Raw genomic sequence first — 17,701 nt, forward strand, 5'->3', positions numbered from 1 at the left:
ATGCCTTTGCAATCCATGACCGGGTTCGCGCGAAGCGAGGGAACGAGCGGCCGTTGTCGCTGGGCCTGGGAGCTGCGCTCGGTCAACGGCAAGGGGCTCGACCTGCGCATCCGCCTGCCGCAGGGCTTCGAGCATTTCGAACCGGCCGTACGGCAGAAGGCGGCGGCCGTCTTCACCCGCGGCAACATGCAGATCGGCCTTTCGGTCTCGATCGCCGAGCCCCAGGTGCAGCCGGTCGTCAACCAGGGGGCACTGTCGGCGATCCTGGCGCTGCGCGAGCAGCTTGCCGGCATCGTCGACCCGGCGCCGCTGCGGCTGGACACGCTGCTTTCGGTGCGCGGCGTGGTCGATTTCCGCGAAGCCGAGGAGAGCGAGGACGAGCGTGCGCGCCGCGACGCCGATATTTCCGGCGGCCTGAATGCCGCCATCGAGCGCCTGCTGGCCATGCGGCAGGGAGAGGGCGGGGCGCTGCAGCAGGTGCTTGCCGGCCAGGTCGACCGGATCGCCGAGCTTGCCGCCCTCATAGAGGCTGACGAGAGCCGCAGCGTCGAGGCGATCGCCGGGCGGGTTGCCCTGCAGGTGCAGATGCTGATGCAGGGCAACGGCGGGCTCGACCGCGACAGGCTCTACCAGGAGGCCGTGCTGCTCGCCACCAAGGCGGACCTGCGCGAGGAGATCGACCGGCTGGGCGCCCATGTCAGTGCGGCGGACGATCTGCTGGCCGCAGACCACCCGGTAGGGCGAAAGCTGGATTTTCTTGCACAGGAATTTAACCGGGAAGCGAATACCATCTGCTCCAAGTCCAACGCCGCCGCCGTCACGGCCGCGGGAATCGAACTCAAGGTCGTGATCGACCAGTTCCGCGAGCAGATACAGAATTTGGAGTAGGCCATGACCGCGCCGCAGAAGTCCCAACCGATCCAGATTGCCCGGCGCGGGCTGATGCTGGTGATTTCCTCGCCCTCGGGCGCCGGCAAGTCGACGATCGCGCGCAACCTGCTGGAAGGCGATAGCGGCATCGACCTGTCGATCAGCGTGACCACGCGCCAGCGCCGCCCGAGCGAGATCGCCGACCGCCACTACCATTTCATCGACCGGGGCGAATTCGACATGCTGCGCGATTCCGACGCGCTGCTGGAATGGGCTGAGGTGCACGGCAATTTCTACGGCACCCCGCGCAAGCCGGTCGAGGAGGCGATGGCGGCCGGCCGCGACATGCTGTTCGACATCGACTGGCAGGGCGCGCAGCAGTTGCAGGAGAAGATGGCGGCCGACGTGGTCTCGATCTTCATCCTGCCGCCGTCGATGACCGAGTTGCAGTCGCGCCTGCATCGCCGCGCCGAGGACAGCGAGGAGGTGATCGCGACGCGCCTGGCCAATTCGCGCGCCGAGATCGAGCACTGGCACGAATACGACTACGTGATCCTCAACGACGACCTGACGGCCGCCTTCGACGCCGTGCAGAGCATCGTCAAGGCCGAGCGCCTGCGCCGCGACCGCCGTCACGGCATGTTCGACTTCGTCTCCAGGCTTTTGACGGAGGAACCTGTGCAATGACGCCCCGCCCCTGCGGCAGTGCTCGTCAGAACAGGCGCGGCGGGCCACCCGTCAGATCGCATTCGCCAGCGTCACGAATTCCTGCACCGACAGCGTTTCGGCGCGCCGTTGCGGGTCGATTCCCACCTTCGCCAGCAGCACCTCGCCGCCGAGCGGCTTCAGGCTCTGGCGCAGCATCTTGCGGCGCTGGCCGAAGGCGGCCTGGGTGACACGTTCCAGCGCCTGGGCCGCACAGGGCAGGGGGTGTTCGATCGGCTCCAGATGGACCACCGACGAGGTGACCTTCGGCGCCGGCACGAAGGCCTGGGGCGGTACGTCGAAGGCGAGCCGCGCCTGCGTCCGCCAGCCGGCGAGCACGCCCAGGCGGCCGTAGTGGTCGTCGTCCTCCTGCGCCACGATGCGCAGGCCCACCTCGCGCTGGAACATCAGCGTCAGCGACCGGTAGAACGGCGGCCATGCCTTCGGCAAAAGCCAGTTCACGAGCAGTTGCGTGCCGACGTTGTAGGGCAGGTTGGCGATGATGCGGACGGGCTCACCCGCCGGCACCAGCGCCTCGAAATCGACCTTCAGCGCGTCGCCCTCGATGACGGTCAGGCGGCCCGGATAGTGGTCAGAAATCTCCTGCAAAGCCGGCAGGGCGCGGGCGTCGCGCTCGATGGCGATCACCCGTTTCGCCCCGAGCGACAGGATCGCGCGCGTCAGCCCGCCCGGTCCGGGACCGACCTCGATGACGGTGCAGTCGTCCAGCGGCCCGGCGGTGCGGGCGATCTTCTGGGTCAGGTTGAGGTCGAGCAGGAAGTTCTGCCCCAGCGATTTCTTTGCGTCCAGCCCGTGGCGCTGGATCACCTCGCGCAGCGGCGGCAGCCCGTCGATTGCGGCCATCAGCCTTCGCCTCGCGCAACGGCTGCGCCTTCGTGCAGGGCGAGCTCGTGGGCGAGCCGGAGCGCGGCCAGCAGGCTGTCGGGCTTGGCGCGGCCGGTCCCGGCCAGCGCAAACGCGGTGCCATGGTCGGGCGAGGTGCGGATGAAGGGCAGGCCGAGCGTGGCATTCACCGAATCGTCGAAGCCGAGCGCCTTGGCCGGAATCAGTGCCTGATCGTGATACATGCAGATCGCCACGTCATAGGTGGCGCGGGCGGCCTCGTGGAACATGGTGTCGGCCGGCAGCGGTCCGAAGGCATCGATGCCCGCAGCCTTCAGCCGGGCGATCGCCGGCGCCACCACGGCGTTGTCCTCCAGCCCCAGCGCCCCGCCTTCGCCGGCATGCGGGTTCAGGCCGGCCACGGCCAGCCGCGGCGAGGCGATGCCGAAGCGCTGCCGGAGATCCTGCGCGGTCACCCGCGCGGTCTCGAAGACGAGATCCTCGGTCAGCGCAGCGGGAACGTCCTTGAGCGGGATGTGGATCGTCACCGGAACGCTGCGCAGCTTCGGTCCGGCAAGCAGCATGACCGGCAGGACCGGCCGGCCGGTCGCGCGCGCGGCAAGGTCGGCGAGATATTCGGTGTGTCCGGGGAAGGCGAAGCCGGATTCGTACAGCACCGCCTTGGCGATCGGGTTCGTCACGACCGCCGAACACCGTCCCGCCATGGCCAGCGTCACCGCGGTCTCGATCGCGCCGATGATCGCGCCGGCATTGCGCGACGACGGCGCTCCGGCCACAGCCAGCTCGGCCAGGCGGACCGGCAGGACGGGAATGGCATCGTCGAATACGGACGCGGCGGTCTCGGGCGCAGCCTCGGCGATCGACACCTCTGTTCCCAGGGCCTTCGCTCGGTCTGCAAGCGCATCAGGGTCGCCGATGAAAAGGAAGGCCGGCAGGCCGAGGGCGCGACGCGAACCCCACAGGGCAAGCGTGATGTCGAGACCGATCCCGGATGGATCGCCCATCGACAGGGCCAGCGGGGGAGCGGTCACAGCGGTCATGGATGCGGTTTCTGTCCAGGGCGCGCCGGCGCGACGGTGCGCACCGATGCTCTAAGGGGTCAGCGGTTTACGATCTGCGCCTTGCTGCGCAGCTCGTCGAGATATTTCTGGCTGTTGCTGTCGTCCTTCTCGCCGCCGCTCTTGCCGAGTTCCTCGGCGCGGAAAACCATTTCGGCAGCCATGTCGTCGTTGACCTCGCGCTTCTTGCAGATGCCGAGATACTCGACGCCACGCGGCGTCACGCGCGTGCCGGTCGTGTTGCCCTGGGCCTTCTCGATCAGCGGCTTCCAGTCTTCCGGCAGCTGCGGCGCGAGCACGCGACCGAGCTCCTTGATCGATACGTCGTGCATGGTCGCGGCGAAGATCTTGGCGTCGTCGCAGCCCGGATATTTCGAGCGCGAGGCTTCCGCTTCGGCCTGGCGCTTGCCGAGGATGGCGTTTCGGCGCTTCTCCGGCACAACGAAGATCACCTGCTGCAGGAAATATTCGGTGGTCGACGGCTTCTGCCCGCCGCTTTCCTGCATGCGCTCCACCAGCGACTTGCCGCCGGGGCCGTTGCCGTAGCGGGCATTGACCACCCGCGGCCAGCTCATCTGCACGGCGATGTACTGCTTGAAGTGATCCGAGCCGACGCCGGCCTGGTCGAGGATCTTGTTGAGCTGGTCCGTCGTCATCTTGTTGCTGGCGGCAAAGCGCGCATAGGACGCGTCGACGTCCGCCGTGCTGACCGACATCCGCTGCCGGGCGATCTCGCTGCGCTTGAGCGTCTCGTCGATCAACTGCTGGCGCGCGATATCGCGCGTGCTCTTGGTGCGCTGGAGTTTCAGGAAGGCTGCCCTGCGGGCGACGTCGCCCGAGGTGATGGCCGAACCGTTCACGACGGCCTCGACCCCGGTGGCCGCAGCGGCGGCCGGACCTGCGAAGGGCGGCGCGACGGCTGCGGCGGTCGCAAGGATGACCGTGCCGAGTGCCATTGCCCGCATCATTGACATCATGTTCGTCATGCCCGTCCCTTTCCGTGGCTCGGCTTGCCGTCCGCATCCTGTCGGGATGCCGGCGTACCGGTCCGGAGAGCGCTGCAGTGTGCCGCTGCGCGCTGCTCCCGCAATTTCCTCTACGCGAGATTGCGCAAATGAACTTTTCCCGCGCGTCACGTCCTTCTCGCGGCCATTTGCATAATACATGCGGCCAAACGATGACAAGTGCGGTCTGAGCGGGCTTGTCTGCTCAGTAATCGTCAAACCCGTCGAGGGTCGTATCGCCGACGTTGATGTCGCCCAGCGTGCGGAAGCTCAGACGGGCACCGATCGACCAGTCGTTCGCAATCGTCGAGCCGGTGTCGCGGGTGTTCTCGTAGACGATCGAGAAGATCGTGTCGCGGTCGTCGTAGGTCAGGCCGATGCCGCTGCGCGCCAGGTTGCTGTTGTTGATGTCGTAGGTCAGCGAACCGAACACCGACCAGTAGTCGCGGAATTTCAGCGCGCCGATGGTCTGCACTTCGTCGTTGTCTTCCGGGAAGCCGTAGTCCGGCTGGGCTGCGATGCGCGTATAGGTCATCGCTGCCTGCAGGCGATAGTCCTGGAAGCCGACCCGTGCGTCGGTGCGGCGCACCGACATGTCCTTGCGGTCCATGCGGGCGCTGTAGGAGACGGCCCAGCCGAGCGGCGTGTCGATGCCGGCCATCCCCACATAGTCGGAGCTGTCGTACTGGAGGCCGGAATTTGCGCCCGCATTGACGAGATCGTCGGTCGCAAACGAGTTCTGGCCCGCCAACTGGTAGGACTGGCCGAACAGGCTGCGCAACGTGTAGCCGTTGTCGTAGCTGCCCGTGTAGCGGATGCCGACATTGGCGCGGGTGCCGCCCTCGATCCGGTCGAAGCCGGAGAACTTGTCGCGCTCGAACAGCGAGGTCGCGTCGAAGACGAAGCTCTGCGCATCCTCGTTGGGGAGGCCGCCGGCGAGTTGCTCGTCGGGGCGGACATAGACCTGCGCGATCGGCTCGAACACGTGGCTGCTGTTGTCGGTCGTCACCAGGATCGGGTAGCGCGCCTCGAGGCCGGCGGTCACCATGCCGCGCGTCGCGCTGTCGTCGGTGTCGAAATTGCCGTCGTAGCGGAAGCCCGGATCGCTCATGTCGAGGCGCAGCGCATCGCCGCGGGCTGCGACCAGCGGCGTCACCACCAGGCCGCCGGGCACCACGTATTGACGCTTCCATTCCAGTTCGGCCGTCAGCCTCGACGTCCCGCCCTCAAGGCCGGGGAAGCGCCAGGACGTGCCTATGTGATCGCGATCCAGGCGATCACGTTCGACATTCGTCAGGTTCACGGTCGCACTGAGCTGCCCGCCGAGGACCGGATTGGGCGCGATGTACTCGTAGTCGAGCGTCTGCGGGATCGCCTGCTGGCGCTCGGCGACATCGTCCGGATCGGCGTCCTGGACGTCGAAGTAGAAGGCGCGCAGATCGAGGAAGTTCCGCTTGCCGAGCCCGGTCAGGTAGACCTGGTTGCGGATAATGCGGTCGTCATAGCCCGACAGGTCGTAGGTACGGGCGAAGTTGTTGTCGGTCTGGGACATCACTTCCCAGCCGAAGGCCCAGCGCGGATTGATCTGGAAGTCGCCCTGCGTGGCGATCATCGCGCGCCCGTCCACTTCCCGGTCGCTCGTCCCGTCGGTGAAGCGCTCGGGCTGCATCTGGCTGATGCCGGCCGCGCGCAATGTCACGAGTCCGCTGTGGAACTGCTTGCGGAATTCGCCCTCGAGCAGGAAGCCCTGGCTCGTATAGACGTTGGGCGTGATCGTCGCGTCCATGTCGGGGGCGATGGCGATGTAGTAGGGGACGCCGACGCCGAGCCCCAGCTTCTGCGTGAAGCTGAACTTGGGGAAGAGCACGCCGGTCTTGCGCTTGACCGTATGGTCGGGGACCTCGAGCATCGGGAAATAGGCGATTGGCTTGCCGAACATCTCGAAGCGCGCATGCTCGAGCCGCACGGTGTGCGTGCGCCCGTTCTGCACAACGCGCTCGGCCTTGATCTGCCAGAGCGAGCGGTGCGTCGGGTCGGTCGCGCAGGGCGTGCAGGCGGTGTAGACGCCGTGGTTGAGGATCATCTCCTCGCCATTGACGCGTTCGCCGCTGGTCGCCGCGATCTTCGTCAGGTCGGTCGTCTCGATGCGCAGGGAGTTGGCAAAACCGTTGGCGAAATCGTCGGAAAGGGTCAGTTCCTGCGCAAAGACCCTGTTGCCGGTCGGCTCGATGAACTCGATGTCGCCCACCGCGCGCAACTGGCCGGTCGTCTGGTCGTAGATCACCTGCTTGGCGACGAGCTGGTAGCCGCCATAGTTGATCTGCACCGCGCCGCGCGCGGTCACCGTGTCGGCGTCCCGGTTGTAGACGAGTTCGTTGGCTGCCAGGATGAGCTTGGCATCCGGCGGAATGTTGGGTGCGAGCTGATCGACATTGGGAGACTGCGCGCGCGCCGGCAGCGAAGCCATGGGCGCAAGCGCGCACAGGGCTACACCGGCAAGCAGCGCGGTCGCGATCCAAGTCTTACGTTCGCGGTTGCCTGCCGCCACTAGCCGTCCTCCTGGTGCAGCAGGATCGTTGCACCCAGCGACATTGCTACGACAACTGGGAGCCAGGCCGCAACAAACGGTGGGACTATTCCACTGCTTCCGAATGCTTTCACAAGCACGGTGACGACATAAAGCATGAAGCCGGAGAGTATGCCACCCAGAATCACCGCACGTGATTGATTAAACCTACTAAATTTTAACGATACGCTAGCGGCGATCAGGGTCATTGCAACCAGGAGAAGCGGCAGCGAAAGCATCGAATGGAGCTGCGTTTCGAGCGGCTCGGTGGCGAAACCGAACGACTTCGCGGCTTCGATCTTCCGCGGCAGGCTGAAAAACGAAACGGAATCAGGTTTTTCGAGGGACTCCTGGACGAACTCCTGTCTCAAATTGGTTTCGAGTTGTGCCGAAGGGGAACGCCTGGGCAACTCGCCGCTGCGAGTCTCCAGCACGTTGTTAAGCTCCCAGTAACCATCTTTCAGGATAGCCGAATCGGCGTCCTGTCGAAAACTGATGCGGCCGTCCTTGTCGAAATGGATGATGCTGACATTGAGCAGGCGCGTGCCCTCGTCCTCGACCGCCTTTGCGCCGATGATCGCATCGTCGCCGTCGTGGCGCTGGCGGATCCAGGGGATGCCGGATCCGGACGACTTCTTGTTCGAGCCCCACTCCGCCTCCAGCACCTGCGCCTGGCGCGTGCCCCAGGCGGCGATGGGGTTGAGCACGGTCACCGCCAGTACGCCGAACAGGAACGCGCCGATGGCGAAGGGGCGCAGGAACTGCCAGACCGAGACGCCGGCCGCCCGCGTCACCACCAGTTCGTAGCGCCGGTTCAGCGAGATCAGCGCCGCCATGCCGGAAAAGAGCGCGACGAAGGGGATGGTCTGCATCAGGATCATCGGAATGCGCAGCACTGTCATCACCAGCCCGCTGAAGGCGGTATACTTCGGCAGGCCCCCCATGCGGCTGGCGGTTTCGCTGAAATCGATGATGAAGACGAGCGCGAAGATCCCGATCAGGAACCAGATCGTCGTCACGATGTAGCGCCGGAAGAAATAGAGGGCGAGGGTAGGGATCATGGCTGCGGTCCGTTGCTCGTGGGCGCGGCGCCGGCTCGCCCGGGCAGGCGCGCCGTCAGCCTGTCGCTCAGGTCGACCAGCCGCGTCCGCCAGGAGGCGGGCAATTCGAGGCTCTTGTGGCGCGACAGCTGGCGGACAGCCAGCGCGGCTACGCCGACCGGGATCAGGTACATGAAGGGTATCGCCAGCAGCGACGATTCGGCCGCACTTCCGGCGTAGAAGATCGCCCAGCGGATGGCGAGTGCGACCAGCAGCGCCGAAATCATCGGGTGGACACGCGCCTCGCGGTGGGAGCGGGCGTCGACGCTCCCGACGAGCGCCACCAGGCCGAACAGGATCGGCAGCGTCCACTCGGTGAAGCGGCGGTGAAGCTCGGCCGTAAACGCGCCGGGGTTGCGCTTGACCTGGTCGTCTTCCGGATCGGGGTTCATGAGGAACCACAGGTCGCGGTCCTTGGCGCGGATGGTCGCCTCGCCGGCGCGTTCGGTCAGGTCTGCGAGGTCGAAGGCGTAGGAATCGAACTTGATGACGGAGACGTCGCCGTTCGGAAGCTTCCGGTGCACCTCGCCGTCGTTCATCACCAGCGCCGAGGTCTTCTCGTCGATGGCGCCTTCGCGGGCGTAGTAGACGTATTCCACCTTCGGATCGCGGGTGTCGGCCACGAACAGGCCCTCGAGCACGCCGCCGCCCTTGCGACGGGTGACCTGCACGTAGAGCCCGTCTGTCACCTTGCGGAAGGCGTTCTCCTGGATCACCGAGGAGAGCATGTCGGCATGCGCGGTGGCGACCATCTGGCGCACGGCCATGCGCGAATAGGGCTCGACGAAATTGTCGACCGCAAAGGAAATGAGGCTGAGCGCGATCCCGAGATACATGACCGGGCGGATGATCATCATCCGCGAACTGCCCGCCGCGTTCAGCACCGTCAGCTCCGAATCGGCGTTCATCGCCGTCAGCGTCTGCGACACGCCGATGACATAGGCGAACGGCAGGATGATGGGGATGACCGAGGGGAGGATCAGGGTGGCGAGCTTCAGGAACGCCAGCATCGACTGGCCGCTGTCGGTCACGAGGTTGACGTTCGTCAGCGCCTGGGTCGTCCAGACGATGCCGAGCAGCGGCAGGAGCGTGGCGAGGAACATCAGCGACGTGCGTCGCAGGATGTAGCGTTCAATCAGCTTCATATCTGTTCCGAACCGGAGTCCCGTTCCTGTTGTGTCTTGGTCGTCCGGTCACCCGGTTGAAGCCGATCGATCCGCCGATCGCGAAAACGCTCGACGCATATAGGCCGTCATTCGGCCGACGCCAGACCGGCGCGGCCCCTATGCCATGGAAATTTGCCGCGAACAAACCCGCACGTCCGGTTTTAAACCGGGCGCTGCATCTTGCCAAGCGCCGCAAAAGCGACAAGGAATTGCCGACAGTCATCTTCGCAACCTGAGAATTCAGGCCGCCGGCGACCGGATCGCCCGATCGCATACCCTTGGAGCAGACCATGTCCCAGAAGTTCGATGTCAATTTTGTAAAGGCGGTAAAGCCGACCGGCGGGACTGCGATCGTCCTGCAGGCGCCGGACGCGATCGGGGCCGCACCCGAGGTCGATCCGGCCGGCGTCGTCGCGCGGGCCGCGGATGTCGGGCGTTTCAAGGCCAAGGCGCTGAAGAGCCTCGATATCGTCGCGCCGCACGGCTCGCCGTTCGACCGAATCATCCTGATCGGCCTCGGCGATCCCGAAAAGATTGCCGCGCACGACTGGCTGAGGGCCGGCGGCGTTGCGGCGGGGAAGGTCCGCGATGCCGAATCGGTGTCGATCTATCTCGATGCGGCGGGCGTCGAGGTCGGCGGCCAGGCGGCTGCCGATTTCGCCCTCGGCCTGCTGCTCGGCTCCTACCGGTTCGACACCTACAAGACGAAGAAGGACGACGACGAGCAGAAGGCCAACGGCAAGAAGGCCATCAAGGTCACCATCGTGACGGCGGCTGCGGCTGCGGCCAGGAAGGCCTATGACGAGAGCGAGGCGATTGCCGGCGGCGTCCTGCTTGCGCGCGATCTCGTCAACGAGCCGGCCAACGTTCTCGGTCCCGTCGAGTTCGCCGCAAAGGCGAAGGCGCTGGAAAAGCTCGGCGTCGAGGTTGAGATTCTGACGGAACGCGAGATGAAGCGGCTCGGCATGGCGGCGTTGCTGGGCGTGGCCCAGGGCTCCGTCCGCCCGCCGCGGCTTGGGATCATGCAGTGGAACGGCGGCAAGCCGAAGGACAAGCCGATCGCCTTCGTCGGCAAGGGCGTCGTCTTCGACACCGGCGGCATCTCGATCAAGCCGGCGGCCGGCATGGAGGACATGAAGGGCGACATGGGTGGCGCGGCCGCCGTCATCGGCCTGATGCACACGCTCGCCGCCCGCAAGGCCAAGGTCAATGCCGTCGGCATCATCGGCCTGGTGGAGAACATGCCGGACGGCAACGCCCAGCGCCCCGGCGATATCGTCACCTCCATGTCCGGGCAGACGATCGAGGTCATCAACACCGATGCCGAGGGCCGGCTCGTCCTGTGCGACGCGCTCTGGTATTGCAACGACCGCTTCAAGCCGCAGTTCATGATCGATCTGGCGACGCTGACGGGTGCGGTCATGGTCGCGCTCGGCAGCCATCATGCCGGCCTGTTCTCCAACGACGACACGCTTTCGTCGCGCCTGACGGCGGCCGGCCTTGTCACCAACGAGCGGGTCTGGCGCCTGCCGCTCGGCAAGGAATACGACAAGATGATCGACAGCAAGTTCGCCGACATGAAGAACACCGGCGGACGCTCTGCCGGCTCGATCACCGCCGCCCAGTTCCTGCACCGCTTCGTCAAGGACACGCCCTGGGCGCACATCGACATCGCCGGCACCGCCATGGGCTCGCCGACCGACGAGATCAACCAGTCCTGGGGGTCGGGTTTCGGGGTACGGCTGCTCGACGAACTGGTGCGGTCGCAGTACGAGAGCTGACCCGCGTTGAGCGAGATCCTGTTCTACCACCTGACCGAATCGAAGCTGGAAGACGCCCTGCCGCCGCTGCTCGACAAGAGCCTCGAACGCGGCTGGCGGGTCGTCGTCCAGACCGGCACGCCGGAGCGGCGTGACGCGCTGGACACGCACCTGTGGACCTGGCGCGAGGAGAGTTTCCTGCCGCACGGCACCGACGAGCAGCCGAACCCCGCCGACCAGCCGGTGCTGCTGACGACAGGCCCCGACAATGCCAATGCCGCAACCGTCCGCTTCCTCGTCGATGGCGCCGAGCCGCCCCCGCTCGAAGCCTACGATCGCGTCATCTTCATGTTCGACGGCCACGACCAGCCTGAACTCGACGCCGCCCGCGGCCACTGGAAGCGCCTGAAAGCCGAGGGGCACCAGCTGACCTACTGGCAGCAGAACAGCGACGGGCGCTGGGTGAAGAAGGCGTAAGGCGAGGGCGTCAGCGAGCGTATCGTCGTGCGCCCGCGACGCACAGCACGACGGCGAGGGTGGTGACGAACATCATCCCGCTCACCTGTTCATGCAGGAGCCCTGCCGCCAGCAGCAGGCCGAAGAAGGGTTGGAGCAGCTGCAGTTGCCCGACCCCCGCGATGCCCCCGACGGCAAGGCCGCGATACCAGAAGACGAAGCCGATGAGCATGCTGAACACGGACACGTAGGCGAGGCCGATCCACGACAGGCCGGCGATGCGGTGCCATGTGTGCGGAAGTGTGGCCAGAGCGATGACCGCCATCGGTGGCAGCGAAAGAATGAGGGCCCAGGATATGACCTGCCATCCTCCCAAACTCCGCGACAGCTTCGCGCCTTCCGCATAGCCCAACCCGCAGGCGACGATCGCGCCAATCATCAGCAGGTCGCCGGTCATCGACACCTCGATGCCGGACGTCGCGGCGTAGCCGACCACCATGGCACTGCCGAGCCCGGAGAACAGCCAGAAGGCCGGCTTGGGTCGCTCGCCGCCACGCAGCACGCCGAATATCGCCGTTACCAGTGGAAGCAGCCCGATGAAGACGATCGAATGGGCAGAGGTGATGTGCTGCAGCGCCAGCGCCGTCAGCAGCGGAAAGCCGACCACGACGCCGAGAGCGACCAGCGCCAGCGACAGCAGATCGCCGGCGGCGGGCCTGGACTGGCGAAGCGCGAGGAGCAGGGCAGCACCCAGCAATGCGGCAATAACCGCCCGCGCCGACGTCAGGAACAGCGGAGAGAAATCCGATACGGCGACACGTGTCGCAGGCAGCGATCCGCTGAAGATGATCACGCCGATCAGCCCGCTCCCCCAACCTGCCATGGATGTTCTCATGCCGCCTCGCTTTCTTGCCTCTTCTAGGCGCAAGGCACTGGCAAGGACAGGCACAGATCAGTACGATTGCGGGAAACTGTATTAGTAAAATGACCAGTACAATTGATCGGAGCTAGCCATGCCGCGTCGAGTTGCGGGAAAACGGACGCTGGATCTCATGGAGGCGATCCGGACGAGGATCGCCGCCCGTGCCCTTGCTGCAAGAGATCGCCTGCCATCGGTCCGCAGCTTTGCCGCAACGATGGGCGTCTCGCCCTCCACGGTGGTCGAGGCCTATGATCGTCTTGCCGCCGAAGGGTTGATCCGCGCCCAGAGGGGCTCGGGCTTCTTCGTATCCAGCAATGCCCTGCCGCCGCTCAGGCTTGCGGACACCCAGTCGCCGCGTGCCAGAGCGGTTGACCCGTTCTGGGTGTCGCGGCAATCGCTCGATTCCGACGAGGCGGTGTTGAAACCGGGATGCGGCTGGCTTCCCTCGGACTGGATGCCGAACGAGGCGCTCCGGCGCGCCATGCGGTCCCTGGCGCGCGGCGCTGACGAACTCCTGTCGTACTATGGCAGCACGCGCGGCTCTCCGGCGTTGCGCCGCATTCTTCTGAACCATCTGGCGGAGGAGGGGATCGGGGCGCAACCGGCGCACCTGATGCTGGCGGGCAGCGGGACGCAGGCGCTCGACCTGGTCTGCCGCTTCGTGCTGCGTCCGGGCGACACTGTCGTGGTCGACGATCCCTGCTATTTCAATTTCCGGGCTTTGCTCGGCGCGCATCAGGTCAAGGTCAGGGGCGTGCCCTATACGCCGTCCGGGCCGGATGTCGAGGCGTTCGAAGCCCTGTTGCGCGCCGAACGTCCGCGCCTCTACATCACCAATTCGGCGCTTCACAACCCGACGGGTGCGACGCTTTCTCCCCAGTGCGCTCACCGACTGCTGAACCTGGCCGTCCAGCACGATCTGATTGTCGTCGAGGATGACATTTTCGCCGATTTCGAACCGGCGCCGTCCACGCGCCTTGCCACGCTCGACGGCCTGGACCGCGTGATCCGAATCGGCAGCTTCTCGAAGACGCTGTCGGCTTCGGTGCGTTGCGGATAAATCGCCGCGCGTGCCGACTGGATCGAGGGCCTGGTGGACCTGCAGGTCGCGACGAACTTCGGAGGTCCGAGCCCTGTCGCAGCCGAGTTGATCGCTCATGTGCTGGCGGGCGGAGGCTATCGAAAGCACATGGAGGAGGTGCGACAGAGACTGGTGAGGGCACGCCGGGAGGTGGCAGACCGGCTACATGGACTCGGCATGGAACCCTGGCTCCTGCCGCGGGGCGGCTTCAATCTCTGGTGCCGGCTTCCGGAGGACCTGGATTCGACGCAGATCGCCCAATCCGCACGCGAGGAAGGCATCGTGCTTGCGCCGGGAAATGTGTTCAGCGTGTCGCACGGCGCTGCGAACTTCATGCGGTTCAACGTAGCCCACACGCTCGATCCACGCATTTACCGGGTCCTTGCGGACGTCCTGAAGAACGCACCTCGGAAGGGGGTGAGCCGTTCCCCAACCGCCGTACCAGGCCCGGATTGAAGCAGCCTCAGTCGTAGAATGCATCCACGAACTTGCGCCGTCCGAGCATGAAGGCGTCGGCGACGTGGCGCAGCGGCGCGAGGTCGACGTCGGACTTGCCGGCCTGCACGATCTCGGCGAAGCGCTTGTAGAGCATCGGATACTCCTGCTCCGGTTCCTCGTGCTTCAGCACGCCGTCGATCGAAAGCTTCGCCCCGCCTTCGGAGAGAACCATCTCGCCGTCGTCGGTCGCAGCGACGATGTCCCAGCTCTGCTTGCCGGTCTGGCGCCAGTCGAACTCGGCGGTCAGGTCCAGGCCGTGCGCGTCGGTGAACGTGATGCCGGCTGCGATCGGCGCGTCGCGGTTTTCCGGGAACTCCAGCGTGGCCTTGGTGATAAACACCGGCCGCGGCAGGATGTGGGTGACGATCGACAGCGCGTTGATGCCGGGATCGAAGACGCCGAGGCCGCCCGCCTGCCAGATCCACTCCTGGTTCGGATGCCAGTGGCGGACATCCTCCTTCCAGACGACCTTCATCGAGCGGATGATCGTGGAATCGAGAAACGCCTTTGCCGCCTCGACCGCCGGCGCATAGCGAGAATGCCAGCTGGCGAACAGCGACAGGCCCTTGGCGTCGGCGAGCGCCTCTAGGTCGGCGACCTCGCTCAGCGTCGCCCCCGGCGGCTTCTCCATGAACACGTGCTTGCCGGCCGAAAGCGCCTTGTGGGCGGCCTCGTAGCGGTTCTGCGGCGGCATGCAGAGCGAGACGGCCTGGATGGCGGGAACCTTCTCCAGCATCTCGTCGATCGACTTGAAGTTGTCGATGCCGTCGACGGTGCCGTGGCGGCTGGCGGCGGCTACGAGCTTGAAGTCGGGGTTCTTGGCGATCGAGGGCAGGTGCTGGTCGCGGGCGATCTTGCCGACGCCGACGATGGCGAGATGGATCGGGGACATGGTGTTTCGCTCGATTTGTATGATGATTGTGGCGTGTTTTAACAGAATGAACGGCAGCGGCAAGAGCGTCTTTTTCCGATGGCTGCCTAACCATTGTGCAATGGCGCCGCCGCTCTATTCGCCTTTCGTCTAATCCAGCTCTTCCTGCCGGGAAAACCGGCCTTTGCGCTTGAACCCGGGCTTGAAATGCGCACTCTGGCTGTGCAAGGCGAAGAAGTGAAGCAACAAAGCCATGCGGGGAGGAATGCAATGGGAGCGCTGCTCGGCCTCAGCCGAATTATTGATATTGTTACGGAAAGGATCGGCAAGGCGGTGTCCTGGCTGATTCTGGTCGCCGTCCTCGTCAGCGCCGGAAACGCTGTCGTGCGCAAGGTCTTCAACGTCTCGTCGAACGCCTGGCTCGAGGCCCAGTGGTATCTGTTCGGCGGCGCGTTCATGCTCGCGGCCGCCTATACGCTGAGCCAGAACGAGCACATCCGCATCGACGTGGTCTACGGGAAATTCTCGCGCAGGACGCAGCACTGGATCGACCTCTTCGGTCACTGCTTCTTCCTGATGCCCTTCGTCCTGCTGATGGTCTACTATCTCGTTCCCTACGTGACGATGTCCTTCCGCTCCGGCGAAGGTTCGTCCAGTGCCGGCGGCCTGATCGTCTGGCCGGCCAAGGCCATCCTGCTCGCAGGCTTCGTGCTGCTCGCAGCCCAGGGCGTGTCCGAAATCATCAAGAAGATCGCCATCATGCGCGGCGACATGGACGATCCGACGCCCTTCGTTCCGACGCATGCGCCGCTCGACATCGACATTCCCGCACAGGAGACCCGTCCATGATCGAATTCATCGCGCAGAACCTCGCGCCGATCATGTTCGTGTCGTTGATCGTGTTCCTGCTCTTGGGTTACCCCGTCGCCTTCGCGCTGGCTGCGAACGGCCTGCTCTTCTTCGTCATCGGCGTGGAACTCGCGCCGCTATCCGACTCCATCAACCTGTCCTGGCCGCTTTTGAACGCCATGCCGGAGCGGCTGTGGGGGGTGATGTCCAACGACACGCTGCTCGCCATTCCCTTCTTCACCTTCATGGGGATCGTTCTCGAACGCTCGGGCATGGCGGAGGACCTGCTGGATACGATCGGCCAACTCTTCGGCCCGATTCGTGGCGGTCTCGCCTACGCGGTCATCTTCGTCGGCGCGCTGCTGGCGGCAACGACTGGTGTCGTGGCGGCCTCAGTCATCGCCATGGGGCTGATCTCGCTGCCGATCATGCTGCGGTACGGTTATGACCGTTCCATCGCTTCGGGCGTCATCGCCGCATCCGGCACGCTCGCCCAGATCATTCCGCCGTCGCTCGTCCTGATCGTTCTTGCCGACCAGCTCGGCCGGTCGGTCGGCGACATGTATGCCGGCGCGCTGATCCCCGGTCTGGTGCTCACCGGCCTGTACATGCTCTACATCCTGCTCATGACCTTCCTCAAGCGGGATGCGATGCCGGCGCTACCGCCCGAGGCCCGCTCGCTGGGCTCGGGGGTGACGTCGCTTCTGATCGCGCTCGTCGTTGCCGTCGCAATCGCCTACGTCGCCCATGTCTTTCTCTACCCGACCCAGGGCGAGAACGCCGACATCCTCGGCGGCACCGTCGGGGTCGCCTTCATCTATGTCGTGGCGCTCCTCGACAAGACCCTGAAGATCAACGCGATGTCCCGGCTTGCGCAGCAGGTCATCATCGTGCTGATCCCGCCGCTGGCGCTGATCTTCCTCGTGCTCGGCACGATCTTCCTCGGCATTGCGACGCCGACCGAAGGCGGCGCCATGGGGGCCGTCGGCGCGCTCGTCATGGCCGCGGCAAAGGGGCGGCTCAGCCTCGATGTGGTTCGATCCGCGCTCACATCCACCACCAGGCTTTCGGCCTTCGTGATGTTCATCCTGATCGGCGCCCGCGTGTTCTCGCTGACCTTCTACGGCGTGAACGGCCATCTGTGGGTGGAGCACCTGCTCGTCTCGATGCCGGGCGGCGAAACGGGCTTCCTGATCACCGTAAACGTGCTGGTCTTCTTCCTGGCGTTCTTCCTCGACTTCTTCGAGCTCGCCTTCATCATCGTGCCGTTGCTCGCGCCGGCCGCCGACAAGCTCGGCATCGACCTGATCTGGTTCGGCGTGCTGCTCGGCATCAACATGCAGACGAGCTTCATGCATCCGCCGTTCGGCTTCGCGCTCTTCTACCTGCGCTCGGTGGCCGCCCGCGTGCCCTATCTCGACAAGGTGACCGGCAAGATGACGGCGCCGGTGACCACGGGCCAGATCTACTGGGGTGCGGTTCCCTTCGTCGGCATCCAGATCGTCATGGTGGCGCTGACGATCATGTTCCCGCAGATGGTCCTGCACTACAAGGGCGACGCCGCTGTGGTCGACCCCTCGACGATCAAGATCGAGGTGCCGGGCTTCGGCGGGCAGGGCGGCGGGCTCGGCTTGCCCGACAACGGCGGCGGCCTCGGCCTTCCCGGCGGCCTGCAGCTTCCGGGCGGCAACCCGCTCGAACAGCCGCCGGCAGCTCCCGATGGTGGTCAGCCGCAGACACAGCCGCAAACCCCGCCGGCCAATGATCTGAGCCAGCCACCGTCGTTCAACTGACGGCAGCGAATGGACATGGCGGGACGGGCCGGTGCAAGCCGGCCCGTTCTCGTTTGTCGACCGGCGACGGCCTGATGGCGATTTTCAATCTTCCGATCGGCTCGAAGGATCACGCCAAGGCCGCGACCGGGGCGTCGC

General features: G+C 65.5%; 15 protein-coding genes and 1 pseudogene. 8 read left to right on the forward strand and 8 right to left on the reverse strand.

Annotated features, from left to right (window positions below; genetic code table 11):
• Together GGQ64_RS19785 and gmk are read left to right on the forward strand one after the other, a co-directional pair.
• Positions 1-888 carry a YicC/YloC family endoribonuclease gene (locus GGQ64_RS19785; RefSeq protein ID WP_183807044.1) on the forward strand — a complete coding sequence of 296 codons (888 nt, stop codon included), beginning with the start codon at positions 1-3 and terminating at the stop codon, positions 886-888.
• Positions 889-891: 3 nt separating this feature from the next.
• Positions 892-1,557 carry a guanylate kinase gene (gene gmk / locus GGQ64_RS19790; RefSeq protein ID WP_183807045.1) on the forward strand — a complete coding sequence of 222 codons (666 nt, stop codon included), beginning with the start codon at positions 892-894 and terminating at the stop codon, positions 1,555-1,557.
• A gap of 51 nt (positions 1,558-1,608) precedes the next feature.
• Here gmk and rsmA read toward each other — a convergent pair whose 3' ends face one another.
• The 6 genes from rsmA to lptF all read right to left on the reverse strand — a co-directional run bounded on the left by rsmA (position 1,609) and on the right by lptF (position 9,312).
• Complete coding sequence (gene rsmA / locus GGQ64_RS19795; protein ID WP_183807046.1) at positions 1,609-2,439, reverse strand: 16S rRNA (adenine(1518)-N(6)/adenine(1519)-N(6))-dimethyltransferase RsmA; 831 nt, start codon at positions 2,437-2,439, stop codon at positions 1,609-1,611.
• Positions 2,439-3,479, reverse strand: a complete 1,041-nt coding sequence (pdxA, locus tag GGQ64_RS19800) for a 4-hydroxythreonine-4-phosphate dehydrogenase PdxA (RefSeq protein WP_183807047.1) — start codon at positions 3,477-3,479, stop codon at positions 2,439-2,441. The genes rsmA and pdxA overlap by 1 nt, the downstream gene beginning before the upstream one ends.
• 59 nt (positions 3,480-3,538) lie before the next feature.
• Positions 3,539-4,483, reverse strand: a complete 945-nt coding sequence (locus tag GGQ64_RS19805; RefSeq protein ID WP_183807048.1) for a SurA N-terminal domain-containing protein — start codon at positions 4,481-4,483, stop codon at positions 3,539-3,541.
• A gap of 223 nt (positions 4,484-4,706) precedes the next feature.
• Positions 4,707-7,049: an LPS assembly protein LptD gene (locus GGQ64_RS19810; protein WP_183807049.1), complete on the reverse strand. Its 2,343-nt coding sequence runs from the start codon at positions 7,047-7,049 to the stop codon at positions 4,707-4,709.
• Positions 7,049-8,128 carry an LPS export ABC transporter permease LptG gene (gene lptG / locus GGQ64_RS19815; RefSeq protein ID WP_183807050.1) on the reverse strand — a complete coding sequence of 360 codons (1,080 nt, stop codon included), beginning with the start codon at positions 8,126-8,128 and terminating at the stop codon, positions 7,049-7,051. The genes GGQ64_RS19810 and lptG overlap by 1 nt, the downstream gene beginning before the upstream one ends.
• Positions 8,125-9,312, reverse strand: a complete 1,188-nt coding sequence (gene lptF, locus GGQ64_RS19820) for an LPS export ABC transporter permease LptF (protein WP_183807051.1) — start codon at positions 9,310-9,312, stop codon at positions 8,125-8,127. Before lptF ends, lptG begins: the two co-directional genes overlap by 4 nt.
• 56 nt (positions 9,313-9,368) lie before the next feature.
• On the opposite strand from lptF, the gene GGQ64_RS19825 reads away from it, so the two are divergent.
• The 3 genes from GGQ64_RS19825 to GGQ64_RS19835 are packed head-to-tail and all read left to right on the forward strand — an operon-like array spanning position 9,369 to position 11,570.
• Complete coding sequence (locus tag GGQ64_RS19825) at positions 9,369-9,569, forward strand: hypothetical protein (RefSeq protein ID WP_183807052.1); 201 nt, start codon at positions 9,369-9,371, stop codon at positions 9,567-9,569.
• Between the two features lie 54 nt (positions 9,570-9,623).
• Positions 9,624-11,114: a leucyl aminopeptidase gene (locus tag GGQ64_RS19830; protein ID WP_183807053.1), complete on the forward strand. Its 1,491-nt coding sequence runs from the start codon at positions 9,624-9,626 to the stop codon at positions 11,112-11,114.
• Between the two features lie 6 nt (positions 11,115-11,120).
• On the forward strand, positions 11,121-11,570 hold the full coding sequence (locus GGQ64_RS19835) for a DNA polymerase III subunit chi (RefSeq protein WP_183807054.1): 450 nt from the start codon (positions 11,121-11,123) through the stop codon (positions 11,568-11,570).
• Positions 11,571-11,580: 10 nt separating this feature from the next.
• Here GGQ64_RS19835 and GGQ64_RS19840 read toward each other — a convergent pair whose 3' ends face one another.
• Complete coding sequence (locus GGQ64_RS19840; RefSeq protein WP_183807055.1) at positions 11,581-12,444, reverse strand: DMT family transporter; 864 nt, start codon at positions 12,442-12,444, stop codon at positions 11,581-11,583.
• 118 nt (positions 12,445-12,562) lie between these two features.
• On the opposite strand from GGQ64_RS19840, the pseudogene GGQ64_RS19845 reads away from it, so the two are divergent.
• Positions 12,563-14,008 (forward strand): annotated as a pseudogene (locus GGQ64_RS19845) (aminotransferase-like domain-containing protein).
• A gap of 7 nt (positions 14,009-14,015) precedes the next feature.
• On the opposite strand, the gene GGQ64_RS19850 reads toward GGQ64_RS19845, so the two are convergent.
• Complete coding sequence (locus tag GGQ64_RS19850) at positions 14,016-14,942, reverse strand: Gfo/Idh/MocA family protein (protein WP_183807056.1); 927 nt, start codon at positions 14,940-14,942, stop codon at positions 14,016-14,018.
• Positions 14,943-15,191: 249 nt separating this feature from the next.
• On the opposite strand from GGQ64_RS19850, the gene GGQ64_RS19855 reads away from it, so the two are divergent.
• On the forward strand, positions 15,192-15,770 hold the full coding sequence (locus GGQ64_RS19855; protein ID WP_183807057.1) for a TRAP transporter small permease subunit: 579 nt from the start codon (positions 15,192-15,194) through the stop codon (positions 15,768-15,770).
• The gene (locus tag GGQ64_RS19860) at positions 15,767-17,563 is read left to right on the forward strand and encodes a TRAP transporter large permease (protein ID WP_183807058.1); all 1,797 of its coding nucleotides are present in this window, start codon (positions 15,767-15,769) and stop codon (positions 17,561-17,563) included. The genes GGQ64_RS19855 and GGQ64_RS19860 overlap by 4 nt, the downstream gene beginning before the upstream one ends.
• Positions 17,564-17,701: the final 138 nt, after the last annotated feature.

The organism is Mycoplana azooxidifex, from assembly GCF_014196765.1.
GTDB lineage: Bacteria > Pseudomonadota > Alphaproteobacteria > Rhizobiales > Rhizobiaceae > Mycoplana > Mycoplana azooxidifex.

What these genes read in the sequence shown, in the direction of transcription:
- lptF (WP_183807051.1), bottom strand. Translation starts at nt 9,312, where the DNA reads ATGAAGCTGATTGAACGCTACATCCTGCGACGCACGTCGCTGATGTTC.
- GGQ64_RS19855 (WP_183807057.1), top strand. Translation starts at nt 15,192, where the DNA reads ATGGGAGCGCTGCTCGGCCTCAGCCGAATTATTGATATTGTTACGGAA.
- rsmA (WP_183807046.1), bottom strand. Translation starts at nt 2,439, where the DNA reads ATGGCCGCAATCGACGGGCTGCCGCCGCTGCGCGAGGTGATCCAGCGC.
- gmk (WP_183807045.1), top strand. Translation starts at nt 892, where the DNA reads ATGACCGCGCCGCAGAAGTCCCAACCGATCCAGATTGCCCGGCGCGGG.
- GGQ64_RS19840 (WP_183807055.1), bottom strand. Translation starts at nt 12,444, where the DNA reads ATGAGAACATCCATGGCAGGTTGGGGGAGCGGGCTGATCGGCGTGATC.
- pdxA (WP_183807047.1), bottom strand. Translation starts at nt 3,479, where the DNA reads ATGACCGCTGTGACCGCTCCCCCGCTGGCCCTGTCGATGGGCGATCCA.
- GGQ64_RS19850 (WP_183807056.1), bottom strand. Translation starts at nt 14,942, where the DNA reads ATGTCCCCGATCCATCTCGCCATCGTCGGCGTCGGCAAGATCGCCCGC.
- GGQ64_RS19860 (WP_183807058.1), top strand. Translation starts at nt 15,767, where the DNA reads ATGATCGAATTCATCGCGCAGAACCTCGCGCCGATCATGTTCGTGTCG.
- GGQ64_RS19830 (WP_183807053.1), top strand. Translation starts at nt 9,624, where the DNA reads ATGTCCCAGAAGTTCGATGTCAATTTTGTAAAGGCGGTAAAGCCGACC.
- GGQ64_RS19785 (WP_183807044.1), top strand. Translation starts at nt 1, where the DNA reads ATGCCTTTGCAATCCATGACCGGGTTCGCGCGAAGCGAGGGAACGAGC.
- GGQ64_RS19805 (WP_183807048.1), bottom strand. Translation starts at nt 4,483, where the DNA reads ATGACGAACATGATGTCAATGATGCGGGCAATGGCACTCGGCACGGTC.
- lptG (WP_183807050.1), bottom strand. Translation starts at nt 8,128, where the DNA reads ATGATCCCTACCCTCGCCCTCTATTTCTTCCGGCGCTACATCGTGACG.